This is a genomic window from Marinobacter confluentis (assembly GCF_004785685.1).
GTDB lineage: Bacteria > Pseudomonadota > Gammaproteobacteria > Pseudomonadales > Oleiphilaceae > Marinobacter > Marinobacter confluentis.
Genome location: NZ_SRPF01000002.1, coordinates 334,408 through 354,188, shown reverse-complemented (window position 1 = coordinate 354,188; position 19,781 = coordinate 334,408). Strand labels below are relative to the sequence as shown.

The window sequence follows — 19,781 nt, the reverse complement described above, 5'->3', positions numbered from 1 at the left end:
GTGAAAGTTCCGTCAGGACGATTTGATGGCCAGCATGGAAACAAAATTGAAGCACTGGTACCACACCATCACCTCTGAAAAGCCGCACTTCTCCAGCCGCTGCTGATGTTCTGCCAGAGTTTCCGGCAATAGTACACGCTCCAGCGCCGAGCGTTTCTGGCTGATTTCCAGATCGGAATAGCCGTTGGCCCGCTTGAATTCGTGGTGCAACCGCGTCTGGGTTTCCTGCTCCGAGTCCGATTCGAAGCGGATTTTTTCAGAGAGAATCAGTACGCCGCCGGGTAGGGTGGCGCTGGCAATGCGTTCCAGAAGGGCATTTCGATGCCTGGGTGGCACGAATTGCAAGGTGAAGTTGAGGGTGGTGACCGAAGCCGTTTGTAAGTCAGTCTGCAAAATATCTTCACAGCGCAGCGAGACGGGCAGAGGGTGATCATCCAGGGCAATGTAATGCTCGGCCCGCTCAATCATGTCCGGCGAATTATCAACACCTACGAGCGTGCAGTGCCTGTCAGCGATGCCGTGGCGCATAGCCAGAGTGGACGCGCCCAGGGAGCAGCCCAAATCATAACAGTGGCTGCCAGGCTGGGCGTACTGGTCGGTGATGACCTCGATCATCGGAATGATGGTGGTATAGCCGGGCACAGAGCGGCGGATCATATCCGGGAAAACCCGCGCGACCGCCGCGTCGAAGCGGAAATCAGCGGACGCCTGTTCACTGGCGAATAGCCTGTCCTGCGACTGGTCCGGCTTGTGTGTGCTTCTGGGCATCTGCCTTATTCCTCTTTCTGGCCAGTGCCTTCATTCACCGGGCGGTCATGAACAGGGGCGGGGCCCCGGCTGCAACGGACGCCCCGGTTTTTGTAATCCACCAGTACGCCCCTGAAAGAGGGGTCCACATCCGCAGCAATGGCCAGATATCCCTGTTCACAGACGGCGTGGAGCTCGGAGGATTTAGGCGACATCCGGAAGGGTTCGCCGGGTTGCAGATGTATGGCTTCAAACTCGCCAACTGGCACATGGTCCTTGTTGTCGGAATGGTCGATCTTACCGCTGATTTCCAGGGCTACGACCGTGGCAATGAGGGTGGCAATGGCGGTCAGGATCAGGCTGCGGATGGTAAATCTGGCTTCGGTCTGGCTCACAGTGGTCTCCGAGAGTTGGGGTTGCTGTCGGTCAGAACTGGCCCGGTATACTGATGGACGGGCTCTGCAGGGCGGCAAGCTGCTCCCTGAGTGACAGTATCTGGTCTGACCAGAATCGTGGCTGGGCGAACCACGGGAAAAACCGGGGAAAGGCCGGGTCATTCCAGCGTTTTGCCAGCCAGGCGCAGTGGGCAATCTGGCGATAGCAACGCAGGGGTTCAATCAGGTGTCTTTCGCGCCGGTTGAAGTCGCGGAACATCTCATAGCCTTCCAGAAGCTCGCCGAACTGCCGGCCCCGCTCGAGATCATCGCCGTTGAGCAGAAGCCAGAGATCCTGAATCGCGGGCCCCGTGCGGCAATCGTCCAGGTCCACAAACAGCATCTGCTCATCGCGACAGAGGATGTTGCCGGCATGGCAGTCGCCATGGATCCGCAACTGGTGCACGTCGCCCGCGTCTTCCATGCGTCGCTTGCAGTGTTCGATCAGGTCCGGAACCAGAGAATCCCAGGCCGGCCGAAGATCGTCAGGGACCCAGTTTTCACGAACCAGAAATTCGGTGTTGGCGGTCATGCCGTTGATCAGGTCGAGTGTTGGGCGTTCAATAAAGCGGGCCGTGTCACCGTGATTGTGAAGCTGCCCCAGCCATTGGCCGAGCCTGAAGAGGGTATCCGTCACGCTGGTGTCCGGCGCCTGCCCGCCACGCTGGGGAAAAACCGCGAACAGGAAATCGCCAGTGCGCCCGAGAGTGTCGCCAGTGGGCAGCGCCATGGGCGCCACCACCGGAATGTCAGCGTTCAGAAGCTGGAGGGTAAATTCGTGTTCTTCGCGAATCTGGGCTTCGCTCCAGCGGCCGGGGCGGTAAAATTTGGTGATGACGGGGGGCTTGTCTTCCAGGCCAATCTGATAAACGCGGTTTTCATAGCTATTCAAGGCAAACAGCCGCCCGTTTACCACAAATCCAGCGTCTTCCATGCCGTCCAGAATGGTGTCCGGTTTCAGGGCGTCGTAAGGATGGCTACTGGTGTGGGTCATAAACGGGTTTAGCGCCTTGCCGTCTGTCGGGCTTGCATGTTACTGAGATGGTACCAGTTCTCGTCCAGTTCCCAGCGAATACGGTCAATACTGTCCTGACTGAGGATGATGTCGCCGGCCCGGGCCTGAACCTGGGCCAGTTCCCGCTCGGCCTGTTGCCACTCGCGGCTGGTGTCGGCCAGATTTCGCATGCTGGGGAATATGGCGTTCAGGGCATCCCGGGTTGGGGTTTCCAGTGAGCGCAGGGATGTCATAATGGCGGTGTTCCCTTCAACCCGGACAACCCGGTGCTGGTAGGGATAATTTGCGACAATGTCGTCTGCCTTGAGGGCATGATTGAGGCTGATCACCTCAAATCCGCGCCATCCGAGCCAGCCTACAAATAGCGCGGCGACCAGCATAACGATGATGAACTGCTTCCTGTCAGACATTGTTTCACGGCTCCCAGCACTTTCCTGATCGCGGAGTATAACGGTTTTGGGCGGCTCTCCGGAATGTGATTGAGTGTTTTTCAGGCATGAACGCTTTTGCGATACTTGAATTCCGGACCAACAGGCTTGCAGGCACTGGCTATGATGAATTCTGACGCGAACTCCGAAACTTTTCACGTTCAGACAGTGGTGATCGGCGCTGGTGTGGTGGGGCTGGCTATCGCGCGCAAGCTTGCTCATGAGGGCCGGGAAGTTCTGGTGCTGGAAGCCGGCCCGCGGTTCGGTGAAGGTCTGTCCTCCCGGAACTCCGAGGTGGTGCATGGCGGGCTCTATTATCCCGAGGGCTCGTTGAAGGCGACTTTATGCGTTCAGGGGCGACGGGCGCTTTACGAATACTGTGAAACCCGTCATCTGCCGTTTCGAAAATGTGGCAAATGGATTGTCGCGCAGGGAGGTGAGGTGGAGCGCCTGACCCAGATTCAGGATCAGGCCCGGAAAAACGGCGTGGAGCTGGATCTTCTGGGGGGGCGGTCATTATTGAAACAGCTTCCTCAGGTGGTTGCTGACGCTGCGCTGCATTCCCCTGAAACCGGGATTGTCGACAGTCACGCACTGATGTTGTCACTGCTGGGGGAACTGGAGAGTGCCGGAGGACAACTGATATGTCAGGCGCCGGTCGAGCAGGTTGTGAATGACTCTGATGGTTGTTACGGGCTGACAGTGGGTGGGGCAGAGCCCTGCTTGCTCAAGGCTACGGAAGTGGTCAACAGCGCCGGGCTGGGGGCCGTGCCCCTGGTCAGCAATTGGGAGGGAATGCCCGCTAACAGCTTACCCACCCAGCGCTTTGCCCGTGGCGTCTATTTCAGCTATAGCGGGCAGCATCCTTTCAAATCCTTGATCTACCCGGTTCCCGAGCCGGGCGGGCTGGGCGTTCATCTGACCCTGGATATGGCGGGACAGGCCCGGTTCGGGCCTGATGTGGAATGGATTGATGCTCCCGATTATTCGGTTGACCCTGAAAGGGCGAAGGCGTTTGCAAAGAGCATCCGAAAATGGTGGCCCGAACTGGATCCGGACAGGCTTCAGCCTGCCTATGCCGGCGTGCGGCCCAAGCTTCACGGTCCTGACCAGTCGTTCGCGGATTTTCGAATTGATGGTCCCGATGTCCACGGCCTGGAGGGCGTGGTTCACCTGTTCGGCATTGAATCACCTGGCCTGACGTCCTCACTGGCTATTGCCGATCATGTGGCTGGAATACTGAAGCCCTGACCGGACCTCAGCCGGGTGTGCGGGCCAGAGCCCAGACCTGAACCTCCTGCGCGCCGGCCTGCTTCAGGGCTTTGGTGAAAAGCCTGACGGTGGCGCCGGTAGTGACCACATCATCAACAATCGCCACCCTGGGTGGTGGCGTTTTAACGATTCGGAAGATGCCCGCAAGGTTGTTCAGCCTTGCATGGCGATCCAGGCCGCGCTGGGTTCGGGTTTGGCGGGTGCGGGTCGATATGCACGCTGACCAGGACAGATCAAGCGCCCGGCTGAGGTGTTCGGCAATGTCCGAGGCCTGATTGAAACCCCGCGCCCGCCGTCTGGCCGGGTGCATGGGGGTGGGAACCAGCAGGTCAGGCCTCTGGTCCGGCTGCTGGGTGAGAAGCTCGGACAGATGTCGTTCCAGCCCTTTTAGGAGCGGTTTGGCAAAGGCCCTTTGCCCGGAATCTTTGTACCGATGGATCATCCGGTCAACCGGAAACCGATAATGCCAGGGAACGATCACCCGGGAAAACGGCGGCGGGTTCTGCAGACACTCGCCGCAGCTGAGCCCCTCGTCGGGGAAAGCCAGCGGTAACCCACACTGCCGGCACTGCCGGCACTGCCAGCGGTTCCAGGGCAGTTCATCATGGCACCCTGTGCACAATCCAAAGCTGGCCGCCGGTTCCAGGCAGGCCACGCAACTTCCTTTGCCGTTAACCTTTAGTGCTAACAAGGTTGACAGCGTGTCCAGTCCCTTTATCATTTGTTCATTCGCTATCCATAGCCAATTGGCGCTTTCCAGCCCGATGCTCAACGCAGGACTGTAAGCAGGGCAAAATTAACAGGACTCAACCATGACTGCCACCTCAACCAAGCTTTCCACCGGACCACGCCACGACTGGACCATGCAGGAAGCCCGCGAACTGTTCGAGCTGCCGTTCAATGATCTGATGTTTCGGGCCCAGAGCGTTCACCGGGAAAACTTTGACCCCAACGAGGTTCAGGTGAGCACCCTGCTGTCCATCAAGACCGGCGCCTGCCCGGAAGACTGCAAGTACTGCCCCCAGAGCGGTCATTACAACACCGGCCTGGAAAAAGAAAAACTGCTTGAAATTGAAAAGGTCATTGAAGAGGCCAAGGCGGCCAAGGCCAAGGGCGCGTCACGATTCTGCATGGGCGCCGCCTGGCGCAGCCCCTCGAAAAAAGACATGGGCTATGTGGTGGATATGGTTCGCCAGGTTAAATCCCTGGGCCTGGAGACCTGCATGACCCTGGGCATGTTGAAGCAGGAACAGGCGGATGAACTGGCCAGCGCCGGCCTGGACTACTACAACCACAACCTCGACACCTCCGAAAAATACTACAGCCACATCATCACCACCCGCACCTATCAGGACCGCCTGGATACCCTTGATAACGTTCGCAAAGCTGGCATGAAAGTCTGCTGCGGCGGGATTGTTGGTATGGGCGAGGATCCGGACGACCGGGTCGGGCTGCTGGTCCAGTTGGCCAACCTGCCACAACAGCCGGAGAGTGTGCCGGTGAATATGCTGGTAAAGGTGCCGGGTACCCCGATGGAGGACGTTGAGGATCTGGATCCGTTCGATTTTATTCGCACTATCGCGGTAGCGAGGATCATGATGCCTGCGTCTCACGTACGCCTGTCTGCGGGCCGTGAGGACATGAACGAGCAGATGCAGTCCCTGTGTTTCCTGGCGGGTGCCAACTCCATTTTTTACGGTGAAAAACTGTTGACCACTGCCAATCCCGGCGCCGATGCGGATATGGCGCTGTTCAAGCGCCTGGGTATTCGCCCCGAGCAGCGTGAGCAGGCTCACCCGGAAGAGGCCGAAGAAGCTGCAATCGTCGAAGCCGTGGAGCACGAGCAGAACCGTCATCTGTTTTACGACGCCACCCGCGAATCTGCATAGATTCATAGCGTCTATAGAGGACAGCCATGCGCGATTTCGCGGCGGAACTGGAACACCGGAAACAGGCGGGCTTATACCGCACCCGCCGCCAGATCAGCGGCCCCCAGCAGCCGGCCCTGGTGTCTGACGGTAGGGCGCTGCTTTCCTTCTGCAGTAACGATTATCTGGGGATGGCCAGCCGTCCTGAGCTGTCCCGGGCAGCCGCCGAGTCCATGGCATCCAACGGGGTGGGTGGCGCAGCGTCCCATCTGATCTGCGGCCATCACGATGCCCATCATCAGCTTGAGCAGCGGTTGGCCGAGTTTACCGGTCGCAGCGCCGCGCTGTTTTTCTCCACCGGCTACATGGCCAATATGGGTGTGATATCTGCCCTGGCCGGTCGCGGCGACACCATTTTTTCAGACCGTCTCAATCACGCCTCCATCATCGACGGCTGCATTCTCAGCCGCGCTCGCGTGCGCCGCTATCCCCACGGGGATGTCAAAGCCCTTGAGGAACTGCTGAGCAGCACCGACGGCCACAAGCTGGTGGTGACAGACGGTGTCTTCAGCATGGACGGTGACGTGGCGCCGCTGGCGGAACTTGCCAGGCTGTGCCGTGTTTACGATGCGTTGCTGGTTGTGGACGACGCCCATGGTCTCGGTGTGTTGGGGCCGGAAGGGCGGGGCAGTGTCGCCGAGCTTGGACTCTCAGAAACCGATGTGCCGGTGTTGATCGGCACCCTTGGCAAGGCCGTAGGCACCAGCGGCGCGTTCGTGGCGGGACCCCGGTTGCTGATCGATTACCTGGTGCAGAAAGCGCGTACCTACATATACACCACAGCCATGCCACCGGCCATTGCCTCAGCTACCAGTACCAGCCTGGACCTGATCCGGCGGGAGCAGCACCGACGGGATCATCTCGATGGCCTGATCGCTGCTTTCCGTAAAGGTGCATCCGAGCTTGGTTACGAACTGATGCCCTCCCGCACACCGATTCAGCCGATCATGGTCGGCGACAACTGGACGGCACTGGCGCTCAGCCAGGCGCTGGAGCAGCGTGGCCTTCTGGTGACGGCCATTCGCCCGCCGACCGTACCGGAGGGAGAAGCCCGCTTGCGGGTGACGCTCAGTGCCGCTCACACCCAGGCTGACCTGCGGCAATTGCTGAACGGGCTTGCGGAGTGCCGGCAAATACTTGATGCCCGGGAAAAGCAGGCGGTATGACGGCGCTCTCGGATGCCCAGTCTCTGGTCGTGATTGGCGGCTGGGGCGTCGATGCCCGGATGCTGCAGGCGGTCGTGGCCCGGTGGCCTGGCCGGGTGCACTTTGTGTCCCTGGGCGATGAATTGCTGTCTTTGAATCAGACCCTGTCTGATGTTGCTTTGGGACTTGTTAGCGAGTACTCCCAACCCGCCGCATGGCTGGGCTGGTCTCAGGGTGCTCAGGTTGTTATGGCGGCAGCGAATCTCCCGGGAACCCCAGTTGAAAAGGTCATTACGTTGGCGGGTTTCCCACGTTTTGTCGCGGGCGATGGCTGGACTGACGGAATGGCAGCGGAAACCTTCGAAGCCTTTCGCATGGGCCTGGCGGCCGACGCCAACCGGACCTGGCGCAGGTTCCAGCAGTTACTGATCCATGGTTGCCCTGGCGAAGAGTCGAACCAGGCCCGGAAAGAGCTCAGCCGGTGGATCAAACAGGGGCCAGTGGCCAGGAGTGACAATCTGGAAAACGGCCTGGCCTGGCTGGCCCATGAAGATCAGCGCCTGCTCTGGCAGCGTCTTGAAGTACCTGCCTTGCATCTGCTGGCAGGTGCCGACGCACTGGTTCAGCCCTGGGTGAAACATCTGCCTGTTCCCGACTCTTCAAGAGTTCAGGTCATGCCCGATATGACTCATTGGCCAGTCGGGCTGAAAGCGGCTGAGTGCGGCCGGTGGTTGAAGGACTTTGCAGCCATTGGCGAGGCAGTCACATGACGGGTTCGGCACATTTTGAAGCCCAGGCTGCGCCGGACAAATCCTCTATCGCCCGGGATTTTGGCGCGGCATCCGGCACCTACAACCCGGCAGCCAGGCTCCAGCGTTACATGGGCGAGGTGATGCTCGACCGGGTTGAAGTGCTTCCGGCTGAAGGCGAATCTCCCTCCACAGCCCTGGATCTTGGCTGCGGTACCGGCTGGTTTACCGGTGAGGTCGCGGCCCGCTCAAAAGCCGTGCAGACCCTGGGTGCAGACCTTGCCCCGGGCATGATTCACTTTGCCCGTTCCGCCGGCTCAACAGGGCTGAACTGGCTGGCGGCCGACGCTGAGGCGCTGCCACTGGCGGATCACAGCGTGGATCTGATTTTCAGCAATCTGATGATCCAGTGGGCGGAAAACCCTCGCAGGGTGCTGGCTGAGTGCCGACGCGTGCTTCGCCCCGGTGGGCAGTTAATGATTTCGACCCTGCTGGACGGCACCCTGGACGAGCTCAGGGAGGCCTGGCGACGGGCCGATCCGGACCACCAGCACGTGAACCGTTTTGATACCGCAGAGGATTATCAGCAGTGGGCTACTGCCGAGTTGCCCGGTGCAACGCTGACCCGTGAGACCGTGCGACTTGATTATCCGTCGCCCATGGCGCTGCTGGCGGAACTGAAAGCCATTGGCGCCGGTTTCAAGGGGGCTTCCCGCCGGTCCAGTGCGACCGCGCCTGGCCGGCTGCGGGCCATGTGCCGGTATTATCCGGTTTCCGGAGATGGCCAGATTCATGCGACCTATGAGGCGGCCTGGTTAAGCTGTCGTCTCCCTGATTCCATTACTTCCTGACTCCCAGGCTGATCAATAAAGGCAAATAAATGGCGAAGAAGAGTTTTTTTGTCACCGGCACCGATACCGGCGTCGGCAAGACTCTAGTGTCTGCAGCGATTCTGGAGGCCGCATCGGCAAGGGGGCTGAAAACCCTGGGCATGAAGCCCATCGCTTCCGGCTGCGATTCGACGCCTGACGGCCTACGGAATGAAGATGCCCTTGCGCTGATGAAGGCCATGACCGAGGCACTCGCCTACGACCAGGTCAATCCCATCGCCCTGGAACCGGCTATCGCCCCCCATGTTGCTGCAGCCCAGGCTGGACGACAGGTAACAGCGCAAAGGCTGGTGGGCTTCTGCCGCGGATTGCAGATGCGCCCGGCGGACCTGTTGCTGGTGGAGGGTGCCGGCGGCTGGCGGGTGCCCCTGAATGACCGCGAGACCTACTCCGCGGTGCCGGTTTCGCTGCAGATGCCGGTGATTCTGGTGGTTCCCCTCAGGCTGGGGTGTATCAACCATGCGCTGCTGACGGCCGAGGCGATCCGCCGGGATGGATTGACCCTGGCAGGCTGGGTTGCAAATCGGCCTGATGCCAGGCCGATGGAATGCGAGGAAGAAACCCTGAGTTACCTTCAGAATCATCTCGGGGCGCACTGCCTCGGGGTATTGCCCTGGCAATCTCAACCTGACCCGGCGGCGCTTTCAGAACGGCTTCGCATTGACATTCTGTTTGAAAATTGAACAATTTTGTGGCTTACTTGATCCTGACGTTAGTCTTGGAATGAGTCGTTATGATCAGTAACACGCTCGGAATTGGTATCCAGGGAGTGCAGGAAGGTCTTCAGGGCATGGAGATGTCTGCCCGCAAGATCGCCCGTGGTGGTGTTGATGGCCCGCAGGGCAGTGCAGCCAGCACTGGCGGACTTATCGAGCCAATCATTGATCTCAAACTATATGAGCGCAGTGTTCAGGCCTCTGCCCAGATTATTAAAACCGCGGACGAAACACTTGGAACCCTGCTGGACATTACCGCCTGATTCGCTGACTGGCTCGACCGGTTTGCCTGTCAAAGACAAACCCCTCCTTCTGGCATGAACATCACCAGCGCTTTCCCGCCTATGGCCCCTTCGGTGACACCCACCAGGGCAACGGCATCTGAAAATCCCCGCGCCGGTCAGGCTGCCAACGCCAGCAATCAGAATGTCCAGGGCCTTGATGCCGCGCAACTCGAGCAACTGGCCGACCTGAAAGCCCGTGATCGTGAAGTACGCGCCCATGAAGCGGCGCACCAGGCCGTTGGCGGCCAGTACGCCGGGGCCATTTCCTATGTTTACGAACGCGGACCGGACGGCGCCCAGTACGCCGTTGGTGGTGAGGTATCCATTGATACCGCGCCCGTTGACGGCGACCCCCAGGCCACGATTGAAAAAATGCGTACGGTACGCGCCGCTGCCCTTGCACCTGCCGAACCTTCACCCCAGGATCGCGCTGTTGCCGCCCAGGCAATGCAGCTGATGCTGCAGGCACAGGCGGAACTGGCCTCTGAGTTGTCTGAGAGAGATGAATCAGCGGGCGTCAGCGCGGATTCGGCTGAACCCCGCCGGGTCAGCCAGGATGCCTCGTCTGCCTATCAATCTGTTTCCGGGCTTGGTTTGGATACCGAGGCTCGGCCCACGTCAGAACCCTTCCGGGCAACTGCCTGATCGTAAAATTTCTGCACAAAACCTCACACAAATTTCAAAGCTTTCTATTGACAATTCTGTGCCACTAAACGTATGTTTCAAACAAGTGTTTAATTTGCGGCGCAAGCACTGTTGTTGAGCCGCAAATCCGACCCCGAGGCAAAACGTCACGTTCCGACTGTGGCAGTGAATGAACAATTGAGGTGAAGCCCAATGCCTGATTACAAAGCGCCCCTGCGCGACATCAAGTTTGTTATGTCTGAGTTGCTCGACAGCGAGCAGCATTACGCCAATCTGAACGGTGGCGAGGATGCTACCCCGGATATGGTAGACGCCATTATTGCGGAGGGAGCCAAGTTTTGTGAGCAGGTACTGTCACCCCTGAATCAGGTTGGTGATCGCGAGGGTTGCACCCTGACTGAAGACGGCGTCAAAACGCCCACCGGCTTCAAGGAAGCCTATCAGCAGTACGTCGAAGGCGGCTGGCCTTCCATGACGGCGGATCCCAATTACGGTGGCCAGGGCCTGCCTCACTCGCTTGGACTGGTGATGAGCGAGATGGTGGGCACCTGTAACTGGTCCTTTGGCATGTACCCGGGCCTGAGCCACGGCTGTACCAACACCATCGAGACCCACGGCACTGAAGAGCACAAGCAGACCTATCTGACCAAGCTGATCAGCGGCGAGTGGACCGGCACCATGTGTCTGACCGAGCCCCACTGTGGTTCTGACCTGGGCACCCTGCGTACCAAGGCGGAGCCGAACGCTGATGGCTCCTACAGCATTACCGGCACCAAGATTTTCATTTCTGCCGGCGAGCACGACATGGCGGAGAACATTGTTCACGTGGTTCTGGCTCGTCTGCCGGGCGCACCTGAAGGCACCAAGGGTATCTCCCTGTTCATTGTACCCAAGCGCCTGCCCAACGACGACGGCTCTGCCGGTGATCGCAATACCGTCTCCTGTGGTTCCCTGGAACACAAGATGGGTATCCACGGCAACGCTACCTGCGTGATGAACTTCGACGGTGCCAAGGGCTGGCTGATCGGGCCTGAGAACAAGGGCCTGAACTGCATGTTCACCTTCATGAACACCGCCCGTATCGGTACCGCGATTCAGGGTCTGGGTGCTGCGGAACTCGGCTTCCAGGGTTCCCTGGCCTACGCCAAGGACCGTCTGGCCATGCGTTCACTGAGCGGACCGAAAAACCCGGACGGCCCGGCTGATCCGATCATCGTTCACCCGGACGTTCGTCGTATGTTGCTGACCCAGAAGGTCGTGGCAGAAGGCGCTCGCGCACTGATTTACCTGACCGCACAGCAGGCGGACCTGGTTCACAGCGGCAAGACGGAAGAAGAACGTAAAGCAGCGGATGAAGCCCTCGGCTTCCTGACGCCCATTGCCAAGGCTTTCCTGACCGAAATCGGTTACGAAGCCGCCAACCTGGGCATGCAGGTCTTCGGTGGTCACGGTTTTATCACCGAGTGGGGCATGGAGCAGAACGTGCGAGATGCCCGTATCGGCATGATCTATGAAGGTACCACCGGCATCCAGGCGCTTGACCTGCTGGGCCGCAAGGTACTGATGACCCAGGGCGAGTCTCTGAAAGGCTTTACCAAGCAGGTTCACCTGTTCTGCAAGGAAAACGCCGATAACGAGCAACTGAAGGAATTCATCGAGCCGCTGGCCGCGATTAACAAGGAGTGGGGTGACCTCACCATGAAGGTTGGCATGACGGCGATGAAGAATCGCGAAGAAGTCGGTGCCGCTTCAGTGGATTACCTGATGTACTCCGGTTACGCCGTGTTTGCCTACCTTTGGGCCCGCATGGCCAAGGTTGCTCTGGACAAGATGGTCGAGGGCACCACCGAAGAGATGTTCTACAACGCCAAGGTGCAGTCGGCGCGCTTCTACTTCAAGCGTATGCTGCCACGGTCCAAGACACACGCAGAAACCATGCTGGCGGGCGCTGACAGCCTTATGGACATGCCAGAAGAAGCCTTCGCCTTTTAAGGCGGGTTTCTGAAAAAGGTCAAAGCCCGCTCTCCCCTTCGGAAGCGGGTTTTTTCGTGATAAAGGACCGGGGTTTTTTGTGAGACGCAGGGCTGATTGAGTTAGAATAACCGACCTTGCCCGATCGAATATTTGATTGAAAACTGGAGAACTGAGATGGCTGATTACCAGGCACCCCTGAGGGACATGCGCTTCATTCTGAATGAAGTATTCGACGCACCGGCACTCTGGGCATCTCTGCCAAAAGTGGCGGAAAACGTAGACCCGGAGACTGCCGACGCCATTCTCGAGGAAGCCGGTAAAATCACCAGTGGCGTATTGGCGCCCCTGAACCGCGAAGGCGACGAGCAGGGCTGCAAATGGAACGACGGTGAAGTGACCACCCCGGAAGGCTTCCGCGAAGCCTACCAGACCATTGTGGAAGGCGGCTGGAACGGCCTGGGTGGCAACCCGGAGTTTGGCGGCATGGGCATGCCCAAGACGCTTGTCGCCCAGTTTGAAGAGATGATGCAGGCCGCCAACATGGCCTTTGGCCTGGCGCCCATGCTGACCGCCGGCGCCTGCCTGGCACTGGACGCTCACGGCAGTCAGGAACTGAAAGAAAAGTATCTGCCGAATATGTATTCTGGCGTCTGGTCCGGCGCCATGGACCTGACCGAGCCCCACGCCGGTACTGACCTGGGTATCATCCGCACCAAGGCCGTGCCCAATGATGACGGCTCTTTCAATGTCACAGGTACCAAGATCTTTATCACCTGGGGCGAGCACGACATGGCCGAGAATATTGTCCACCTGGTGCTGGCCAAGCTCCCGGACGCGCCCAAGGGCCCCAAGGGGATTTCCATGTTCCTGGTACCCAAGTTCCTGGTGAATGACGACGGTTCCCTGGGCGAGCGCAACCAGTTCAGCTGTGGCTCCCTGGAAAAGAAAATGGGCATCAAGGGCTCGGCCACCTGCGTAATGAACTTTGACGGCGCCAGGGGCTGGCTCGTAGGCGAAGAGAATAAGGGCCTGGCCGCCATGTTCACCATGATGAACTATGAGCGTCTGGGCGTGGGCATCCAGGGCATTGGTGCTGCAGAGGCTTCTTTGCAGAGTGCCCGTGAATACGCCATGGAGCGCATCCAGAGCCGCGCCCCGACTGGTGCCCAGCAGCCCGAGAAGGCCGCAGACCCGATTCTGGTACACCCGGACGTCCGCCGTATGCTGTTGACCATGAAAGGTTACGTAGAGGGCGGCCGCGCCTTTTCAACCTACGTGGCACAGTGGCTGGATATCTCCAAATATTCTGACGACGATGATCGCCGCAAGCACGCCGAAGGCATGGTGGCGCTGCTGACACCTGTCGCAAAGGCGTTCCTGACGGATCGCGGGCTGGATACCTGCATCATCGGTCAGCAGGTGTTCGGTGGCCACGGTTTCATCCGCGAGTGGGGTCAGGAGCAACTGGTTCGTGACTGCCGCATCACCCAGATCTATGAAGGCACCAATGGCATCCAGGCGCTGGACCTGATGGGGCGTAAGGTTGTCGGCAGTCAGGGCAAGCTTTACGAGCTGTTTGCCGAGGATGTTGCAGCATTCATCGAGGAGAACAGCGATAATCCGTTCCTGCGATCATACCTGGAGCCCCTGGCGGCATCCCTTGAACGTCTGTCAGATGTGACCGAGCATGTCATCAGGCAGGCATCGGATAACCCGGATTCCATCGGCGCCGCGTCAGTGGATTATCTGGACCTGTTCGGGCTGACAGCGCTGGGCTTCATGTGGGCGAAGATTGTGAAGGCGGCGGCCGAGAAAACAGAAGGCGACACCTCCGGGTTTTACACCGGCAAGGTGAAAACCGCGCGCTTCTACTTCGATCGCATGCTGCCAAAGACCGTTGCGCTGGCGGAGGGTATCCGCAGCGGCAGCGATTCCATGATGGCGCTGACCGCCGAAGAGTTCTGACAGGATCAGAGCTGTTCCACCAATGATGGATCCAGCACGAAGGGGTTCTCATTACCCTGAATGTCGGACACCAGCTGATGTCGCGTCAGTTCCCGGTCGTCCGGCGGATCCATCTGGTTCCAGCCCAGGAACACTCGATGCGCGCCGGCCCAGGGCAGGTTGTAGGTACTGACCATATAGGCAACCGTGCGCGCAATGTCTCCCTTTACGCCTGCTGGTGGTTCAAAGAACTGTGCGCTTTCGCGGATACCACATTCATCAGGGGCGCCGCCGGTTGATCCCAGTTCTTCATAACGGGAATGGCGGCGTGACATTTCAATGCGGCTGCTGACCGGCACGATATTGTGAAGGTCTGAGGCAATCTGCCGGTAACGGTCGTCCTTGATGCACTGGCTACTGGTGCCACAATCCAGCGCGCTACGCACCTGAGACAGCGGATAGATATAGCCATCGGTCAGAAGGAAGCCTTTGTTGCTAAAGGGTTCGTTGCAGAAAAAGGTTGAGCCTCCGTCAGCGTACAGGTTGCCCCAGAACTGGTTCTTGACGACGCTTTCCGGGTCGCTGAAGCGGGTGTTTTCGCCGGTTACCAGTGATGAAAAGGCAAGGACGGGAAGAGCAATGAGGAAATAGAGAAGCGCTTTCATAACGGTCATACCTCTTAGTGTTTCAAGCGTCATCCCTGACCTGGTGAAGTCAGAAAAATGACGCTTTATTCACCATTAATGCGAAGTATGACACAAGAATTGACGCATTCCGCGCTTTTTGGCGCGGGCTTTGTATGAAAGTGTTAACGCCGTCACGATTATTTCAGGCGATTTCGCAAGTTCTCATAGGCTGATTTCAGGCTTTCACCCAGCTCATGTGTTTTTTCCCGCACGTCTTTGGAGGCGTCTTCAGCATCGTGCCAGAGTTCGTCTACGCGCCCGCGAAATTTTTCCCAGTCTTTTTCAAGATCATCCCATTCGTCCTTGACCTCTTCTCCGGCAAGGTGAAGTTGAACCCGGGCTTCGTCGCGATAGGTTTTCACTTTCTCGGAAAGCTGTTTCAGTTCGTCTCGAACACTCATGATAAAACCTCCTTCTCAGATGTCTTCAGTACGGACAGTGTGGCCAGTGAAGGTGTTTTTCAAGGTGTATCGGAAATGCGTCTATCCGGTTGGGCCAGAAGGGTGATCAGGTCCTGAATGTGGTGCCAGGGAGGCAGGGAATCGAAGCCCTTGGCGGCACGGTCGGCGGCACTGCAAAGTTCAAAAGCGGAATTCAATTGTGCCCGGCTCAGGCGTCTGGCGGCCTGCTCAATGGCTCGCGCTCTCTGGGGCTGGAAGACGCCGCGTTTTTTGAGAAACCCGGAGGCGTTCTCGCCGCCTGACTGTCTGGCCGTTGCAATGCGAAGTTCCAGTGCCAGATTCAGGTCACGGGTCAGCACGGTCAGAAATCCCAGTGGATTCTCACCTTCCTGCTGAAGGGCGCCAGCGATTTTGCGGGCATGAGTTGCGCGGCCGGCCAGGGTTTCGCTGATCAGCTCGAAACCGTTAAAGCGGGAGCTGTCCTGAACCGCTGCTTCGATGGACGCCTCATCAACGGTGCTGTCCCCGGCGAATAAAGCCAGCCGGTCCAGCTCCTGGCTGGCCGCAAGCAGATTACCTTCAAGGCGCTCAGCAAGCAGGTTGAGTGCGCCTCGGGTCAGGCTGATGCCCTGCTGCCGGGCACGCTGCTGAAGCCAGCCGGGAAATTTGTCGGCGTCGATGGGCCAGAGGGGAAGATGGGTCCCGGTCTGTTGCAGTGCCTTGTACCATTTGCGTTTGGTCTCTGCAGCATCCAGGCGGGCGCTGATCAGAATCAGAATGATGTCTTCCGGCGGGTCCTGCAGAAAATGCTCGATAACCGCCCGGCCATCCCCCAGCTTGCCGCTGGGTAAGTGAATCTCGATGCGTCTTTTCTCGGCAAACAGCGACAGCGCGCTGAATTCCTCACCAACCCGATTCCAGTCAAACTGCGGATCGGCGTGAAAGGTCAGCCGGTCCTGGTAGCCCGCATTCCGGGCGGCTTTTCGGATGCGATCACAGGATTCCTGCACCAGCAGGGCTTCGTCGCCAGACACCAGATAGACAGGAGAGAGGCCTTTCTCCAGTTGTTGCTCGAGCTGGTTGGCCTGTATTTTCACTCTGCGGCCTCAAGGGAATCCAGACGTGTCTGGTTCAACGGCGCCAGGCGGAACAGTATCTGCTGTGCGAGGCGCTCCGCCAACTGGTCCTGGAGGGTGTCCTCTTCCCGCTGCTTGGCCAGCACGTTGGTTTCGTCGTAACGGTAGGTTTCTGCACTGGTTACCCTTTCAGTGGCCAGCAGGGGCGTCTGATCCGCAGAAATCACCTCTACCCCGACGCTTTGCCTGAGAGTGTATTCCGCCGCTGCGGCTCTCGCGGTAACCGCATTGGCCCGCCTTTCCTGGCGGAACTCGCTCAGCCGGAGCACTGCTTTGGCGCTGTCGGCATCGGCGATACGGACACTGCCCAGCTCCAGCTGGTTTTTTATGGCCCGGCAGAGCCGATCCGGGATCGGCGTTTCGCATTGCAGGGCCAGCGGCTGGACAGCCTCAGGTACGTTGGAGGCGCCTCTCAGCTGAAAGCCGCAACCCGCCAGGGCCAGGCTCACAATCAGGCACAGAAAAACCGGCGCCCGTGGCATATCAGTTGGCGACCACGTTGACCAGTTTGCCGGGCACCACAATCACCTTGCGTACGGTCTTACCTTCGGTGAAACGCACCACATTCTCGTTTTCCAGGGCCAGGGTTTCCAGGCTGCTTTTGTCGATATCTGCCGGCACGTCTGCTTTAGCGCGCACCTTGCCGTTGACCTGCAGCACCACCTGGATTTCGCTGCGAACCATCGCGGTCTTGTCGGCAACCGGCCAGGGTGCATCAACCACAGGCTCGGCGTGCCCCAGGGCCTGCCAGAGCTGGTGACAGATGTGCGGCACAATCGGAGCCAGCAGCACCACGGCTGTTTCCAGAGCTTCCTGGCGTACCGCTTTGCTTTGAGCTGCGTCGTCCGTCAGCTTTGCCGACTCGTTCAACAGTTCCATCACCGCGGCAATGGAGGTGTTGAAAGTCAGTCTGCGGCTGATGTCGTCGCTGACTTTCGAGATGGTCTCATGGGTCTTGCGTCGAAGGTTCTTCTGGCCGTCGGTCAGTCCATCGGCGTTCAGTGCCGGTGCGGGGCCACTGGCTACGTGCTCGTTGACCATTCGCCACAAGCGCTTGAGGAACCGATGGGCGCCTTCCACGCCGCTGTCGGACCACTCCAGAGACTGTTCTGGCGGGGCCGCAAACATCATGAACAGGCGAACCGTATCGGCGCCGTGTTCGTCGATAATGGCCTGGGGGTCGATGCCGTTGTTCTTGGATTTGGACATCTTGGTGACGCCGCCGGCAACCACCGGTTGGCCATCGTCTTTGTGGACGGTTTCGACCACCTGTCCCTTGTCGTCGCGTTTGTTGATGACGTCTGCGGGGGAAATCCAGGTTTTCTTGCCGGCTTCGTCTTCCCGGTAATAGGTTTCTGCCAGCACCATGCCCTGGCACAACAGGCGGTTGAAAGGCTCGGAGCTGTTCACCAGCCCCACGTCCCGCAGCAGCTTGTGGAAAAAGCGGGCGTACAGCAGGTGCAGAATGGCGTGTTCGATACCGCCGATGTACTGGTCTACAGGCAGCCAGTAGTTGGCCGCCGCCGGGTCCAGCATGCCCTTGTCATAGTTGGGGCTGCAGAAACGGGCGTAATACCAGGAGGACTCCATGAAGGTGTCGAAGGTGTCGGTTTCCAGCGTGGCCGGCTGGCCTTCAAAGCTGGTTTTTGCCCACTCCGGGTCGGCCTTGATGGGCGACTGCACGCCGTCCATCTCCACATCTTCCGGCAGAGTGATTGGCAACTGGTCGTCCGGAACCGGTCGTTCGGTGCCGTCTTCCATGGTCATCATCGGAATCGGCGCACCCCAGTAACGCTGGCGCGATACGCCCCAGTCGCGAAGGCGGTAATTGACCGTGCGCTTGCCGATGCCTTTCTCTTCCAGGTAGTCGGCAATGGCATTGAACGCATCTTCGCTGGTCAGCCCGTTGTACTTGCCGGAAGACACCAGAAAGCCTTTCTCGGTGAAAGCCTGTTCCTGAACGTCAATCTCGCGGTCATCGCCGGGTGCAATCACCTGCTTGATCGGCAGCCGATACTTCACGGCAAATTCGTGGTCGCGCTCGTCATGGGCAGGAACCGCCATCAGGGCGCCGGTGCCGTAATCTGTCAGTACGAAATTGGCGACGTAAACCGGGATTTCTTCGTGGGTCAGGGGATGAATCGCCTTGAAGCCGGTATCAATTCCTTTCTTTTCCATCACCGCCATATCCGCTTCCGCGGTCTTGCTGTTGCGGCATTGCTCCGCAAAGTCGGCCACTTCCGGATAACGCTTAGCGGATTTCCGGGCAATGGGATGCTCGGTGGACACCGCCATGTAGGTCACGCCCATCAGGGTGTCCGGGCGGGTGGTGTAAACCTCCAGCGGGTCGTGGCCGTCTTTCATCTGGAACGTCAGTTCGGTACCGATGGATTTGCCGATCCAGTTCCGCTGCATGGTCTTGACCTGTTCTGGCCAGTCTTCCAGCTGATCCAGATCGTTCAGCAGTTCCTCGGCGTAATCGGTGATGCGGATGAACCACTGGGGAATCTTTTTCTGTTCAACCAATGCTCCGGAACGCCAGCCGCGGCCGTCGACCACCTGTTCGTTGGCCAGAACCGTTTGATCCACCGGATCCCAGTTGACCGTGGACATTTTCTTGTAGACCAGACCTTTCTCGAAGAGCCGCGCGAAGAACCACTGCTCCCAGCGGTAGTAGTCCGGCTTGCAGGTGGCCAGTTCGCGATTCCAGTCATAGCCAAAGCCCAGCTGTTTGAGCTGGTTTTTCATGTAGGCAATATTCGCGTGGGTCCACTTGGCAGGAGCCGTCTTGTTGGCAATGGCGGCGTTTTCGGCGGGCAGGCCGAAGGCGTCCCAGCCCATGGGCTGCATCACGTTCTTGCCCTGCATGCGCTGGTAGCGGGAAATCACGTCGCCGATGGTGTAGTTGCGCACGTGGCCCATGTGCAGTTTGCCACTGGGATAGGGGAACATGGACAGGCAGTAGTACTTCGGTTTGCCGGGGTCTTCCTTCACCATAAACGTGTTGTTATCGTCCCAGAATTTCTGGGCTGTGCGCTCAACATCGCCGGGATTGTATTGCTGGTCCATTCCTGCCATTACCAAAGTTACCCTGTCTTAAAATAGATGTCCGAAGAGGCCGAACATTCTAACGCACAGAAGGCCTTACAGGTAGCCTGCCAAATTCTTCATCCTGTGCCATGCTTATAGTGCCGGTGTAGGTCAGAGCGGGTATGGCTGTTCAGGGCACGCTGTGAATACGTCCCTGTACGCTTGACAAAAACATCCCTGTTTTTGACATCCCTGAACAGCCATACCCGCTCTGCCCCGGGCATTGGGAGTCAGCCTCCTACGGTAACCTCCGATGTCTGGTGTCGGGGTGGGGATAGCCTTTGCGGGACTGTCTTC

The 19,781-nt window shown here is 58.8% G+C and carries 20 protein-coding genes; 10 read left to right on the top strand and 10 right to left on the bottom strand.

Annotated elements, in window-relative coordinates; genetic code table 11:
• Positions 1–12: 12 nt before the first annotated feature.
• From cmoA to E5Q11_RS07085, 4 genes are read right to left on the bottom strand one after another with little or no spacing between them, the layout of a single operon-like run.
• Positions 13–768: a carboxy-S-adenosyl-L-methionine synthase CmoA gene (cmoA, locus tag E5Q11_RS07100; RefSeq protein ID WP_135802716.1), complete on the bottom strand. Its 756-nt coding sequence runs from the start codon at positions 766–768 to the stop codon at positions 13–15.
• Positions 769–773: 5 nt separating this feature from the next.
• Positions 774–1,142, bottom strand: a complete 369-nt coding sequence (locus tag E5Q11_RS07095) for a kinase (RefSeq protein ID WP_135802715.1) — start codon at positions 1,140–1,142, stop codon at positions 774–776.
• A gap of 31 nt (positions 1,143–1,173) precedes the next feature.
• Positions 1,174–2,175: a serine/threonine protein kinase gene (locus E5Q11_RS07090; RefSeq protein WP_135802714.1), complete on the bottom strand. Its 1,002-nt coding sequence runs from the start codon at positions 2,173–2,175 to the stop codon at positions 1,174–1,176.
• Positions 2,176–2,183: 8 nt separating this feature from the next.
• Entirely contained in the window at positions 2,184–2,606 is a 423-nt protein-coding gene (locus E5Q11_RS07085; protein ID WP_135802713.1) for a hypothetical protein, read from the bottom strand.
• Between the two features lie 141 nt (positions 2,607–2,747).
• Between E5Q11_RS07085 and E5Q11_RS07080 the strand changes: the two genes are divergently transcribed.
• Positions 2,748–3,875 (top strand): NAD(P)/FAD-dependent oxidoreductase, encoded by a 1,128-nt coding sequence (locus E5Q11_RS07080; protein WP_225314866.1) that lies wholly within the window; start codon positions 2,748–2,750, stop codon positions 3,873–3,875.
• 7 nt (positions 3,876–3,882) lie between these two features.
• Here the strand turns inward: E5Q11_RS07080 and E5Q11_RS07075 are convergent, their stop codons facing one another.
• Positions 3,883–4,551, bottom strand: a complete 669-nt coding sequence (locus E5Q11_RS07075; protein ID WP_225314865.1) for a ComF family protein — start codon at positions 4,549–4,551, stop codon at positions 3,883–3,885.
• 157 nt (positions 4,552–4,708) lie between these two features.
• Between E5Q11_RS07075 and bioB the strand changes: the two genes are divergently transcribed.
• The 9 genes from bioB (at position 4,709) to E5Q11_RS07030 (ending at position 14,192) form a co-directional block, all read left to right on the top strand.
• Positions 4,709–5,785, top strand: coding sequence for a biotin synthase BioB (gene bioB, locus E5Q11_RS07070; protein WP_135802711.1), 1,077 nt, complete (start codon positions 4,709–4,711; stop codon positions 5,783–5,785).
• 26 nt (positions 5,786–5,811) lie between these two features.
• Positions 5,812–6,990 (top strand): 8-amino-7-oxononanoate synthase, encoded by a 1,179-nt coding sequence (gene bioF / locus E5Q11_RS07065; protein ID WP_135802710.1) that lies wholly within the window; start codon positions 5,812–5,814, stop codon positions 6,988–6,990.
• Positions 6,987–7,739 carry an alpha/beta fold hydrolase gene (locus E5Q11_RS07060; protein ID WP_135802709.1) on the top strand — a complete coding sequence of 251 codons (753 nt, stop codon included), beginning with the start codon at positions 6,987–6,989 and terminating at the stop codon, positions 7,737–7,739. The genes bioF and E5Q11_RS07060 overlap by 4 nt, the downstream gene beginning before the upstream one ends.
• Positions 7,736–8,569, top strand: a complete 834-nt coding sequence (gene bioC, locus E5Q11_RS07055; protein ID WP_135802708.1) for a malonyl-ACP O-methyltransferase BioC — start codon at positions 7,736–7,738, stop codon at positions 8,567–8,569. Before E5Q11_RS07060 ends, bioC begins: the two co-directional genes overlap by 4 nt.
• A gap of 29 nt (positions 8,570–8,598) precedes the next feature.
• Entirely contained in the window at positions 8,599–9,291 is a 693-nt protein-coding gene (gene bioD / locus E5Q11_RS07050) for a dethiobiotin synthase (protein WP_135802707.1), read from the top strand.
• 50 nt (positions 9,292–9,341) lie between these two features.
• Entirely contained in the window at positions 9,342–9,587 is a 246-nt protein-coding gene (locus E5Q11_RS07045) for a flagellar biosynthesis protein FlgE (protein WP_135802706.1), read from the top strand.
• A 93-nt stretch (positions 9,588–9,680) separates the two neighbouring features.
• Entirely contained in the window at positions 9,681–10,253 is a 573-nt protein-coding gene (locus E5Q11_RS07040) for a putative metalloprotease CJM1_0395 family protein (protein ID WP_404802743.1), read from the top strand.
• Positions 10,254–10,445: 192 nt separating this feature from the next.
• Entirely contained in the window at positions 10,446–12,245 is a 1,800-nt protein-coding gene (locus E5Q11_RS07035; RefSeq protein WP_135802704.1) for an acyl-CoA dehydrogenase C-terminal domain-containing protein, read from the top strand.
• Positions 12,246–12,401: 156 nt separating this feature from the next.
• The gene (locus E5Q11_RS07030) at positions 12,402–14,192 is read left to right on the top strand and encodes an acyl-CoA dehydrogenase C-terminal domain-containing protein (RefSeq protein WP_135802703.1); all 1,791 of its coding nucleotides are present in this window, start codon (positions 12,402–12,404) and stop codon (positions 14,190–14,192) included.
• 5 nt (positions 14,193–14,197) lie between these two features.
• On the opposite strand, the gene E5Q11_RS07025 is transcribed toward E5Q11_RS07030, so the two are convergent.
• The 5 genes from E5Q11_RS07025 to leuS all read right to left on the bottom strand — a co-directional run bounded on the left by E5Q11_RS07025 (position 14,198) and on the right by leuS (position 19,463).
• Positions 14,198–14,836, bottom strand: a complete 639-nt coding sequence (locus E5Q11_RS07025) for an endonuclease (protein WP_135802702.1) — start codon at positions 14,834–14,836, stop codon at positions 14,198–14,200.
• A 158-nt stretch (positions 14,837–14,994) separates the two neighbouring features.
• Positions 14,995–15,258: a coiled-coil domain-containing protein gene (locus tag E5Q11_RS07020; RefSeq protein ID WP_135802701.1), complete on the bottom strand. Its 264-nt coding sequence runs from the start codon at positions 15,256–15,258 to the stop codon at positions 14,995–14,997.
• A 59-nt stretch (positions 15,259–15,317) separates the two neighbouring features.
• Positions 15,318–16,355: a DNA polymerase III subunit delta gene (gene holA / locus E5Q11_RS07015; RefSeq protein ID WP_135802700.1), complete on the bottom strand. Its 1,038-nt coding sequence runs from the start codon at positions 16,353–16,355 to the stop codon at positions 15,318–15,320.
• Positions 16,352–16,876: an LPS-assembly lipoprotein LptE gene (locus tag E5Q11_RS07010; RefSeq protein ID WP_135802699.1), complete on the bottom strand. Its 525-nt coding sequence runs from the start codon at positions 16,874–16,876 to the stop codon at positions 16,352–16,354. The genes holA and E5Q11_RS07010 overlap by 4 nt, the downstream gene beginning before the upstream one ends.
• Position 16,877: 1 nt before the next feature.
• Positions 16,878–19,463 carry a leucine--tRNA ligase gene (leuS, locus tag E5Q11_RS07005; RefSeq protein WP_135803362.1) on the bottom strand — a complete coding sequence of 862 codons (2,586 nt, stop codon included), beginning with the start codon at positions 19,461–19,463 and terminating at the stop codon, positions 16,878–16,880.
• Positions 19,464–19,781: the final 318 nt, after the last annotated feature.

Excerpts from the sequence above, each read along its gene's own strand:
- E5Q11_RS07035 (WP_135802704.1), top strand. The coding sequence starts at position 10,446 with ATGCCTGATTACAAAGCGCCCCTGCGCGACATCAAGTTTGTTATGTCT.
- E5Q11_RS07030 (WP_135802703.1), top strand. The coding sequence starts at position 12,402 with ATGGCTGATTACCAGGCACCCCTGAGGGACATGCGCTTCATTCTGAAT.
- E5Q11_RS07085 (WP_135802713.1), bottom strand. The coding sequence starts at position 2,606 with ATGTCTGACAGGAAGCAGTTCATCATCGTTATGCTGGTCGCCGCGCTA.
- leuS (WP_135803362.1), bottom strand. The coding sequence starts at position 19,463 with ATGGACCAGCAATACAATCCCGGCGATGTTGAGCGCACAGCCCAGAAA.
- bioD (WP_135802707.1), top strand. The coding sequence starts at position 8,599 with ATGGCGAAGAAGAGTTTTTTTGTCACCGGCACCGATACCGGCGTCGGC.
- bioC (WP_135802708.1), top strand. The coding sequence starts at position 7,736 with ATGACGGGTTCGGCACATTTTGAAGCCCAGGCTGCGCCGGACAAATCC.
- bioF (WP_135802710.1), top strand. The coding sequence starts at position 5,812 with ATGCGCGATTTCGCGGCGGAACTGGAACACCGGAAACAGGCGGGCTTA.
- cmoA (WP_135802716.1), bottom strand. The coding sequence starts at position 768 with ATGCCCAGAAGCACACACAAGCCGGACCAGTCGCAGGACAGGCTATTC.
- E5Q11_RS07090 (WP_135802714.1), bottom strand. The coding sequence starts at position 2,175 with ATGACCCACACCAGTAGCCATCCTTACGACGCCCTGAAACCGGACACC.
- E5Q11_RS07010 (WP_135802699.1), bottom strand. The coding sequence starts at position 16,876 with ATGCCACGGGCGCCGGTTTTTCTGTGCCTGATTGTGAGCCTGGCCCTG.
- E5Q11_RS07080 (WP_225314866.1), top strand. The coding sequence starts at position 2,748 with ATGATGAATTCTGACGCGAACTCCGAAACTTTTCACGTTCAGACAGTG.
- E5Q11_RS07020 (WP_135802701.1), bottom strand. The coding sequence starts at position 15,258 with ATGAGTGTTCGAGACGAACTGAAACAGCTTTCCGAGAAAGTGAAAACC.
- bioB (WP_135802711.1), top strand. The coding sequence starts at position 4,709 with ATGACTGCCACCTCAACCAAGCTTTCCACCGGACCACGCCACGACTGG.
- E5Q11_RS07025 (WP_135802702.1), bottom strand. The coding sequence starts at position 14,836 with ATGAAAGCGCTTCTCTATTTCCTCATTGCTCTTCCCGTCCTTGCCTTT.
- E5Q11_RS07060 (WP_135802709.1), top strand. The coding sequence starts at position 6,987 with ATGACGGCGCTCTCGGATGCCCAGTCTCTGGTCGTGATTGGCGGCTGG.
- E5Q11_RS07045 (WP_135802706.1), top strand. The coding sequence starts at position 9,342 with ATGATCAGTAACACGCTCGGAATTGGTATCCAGGGAGTGCAGGAAGGT.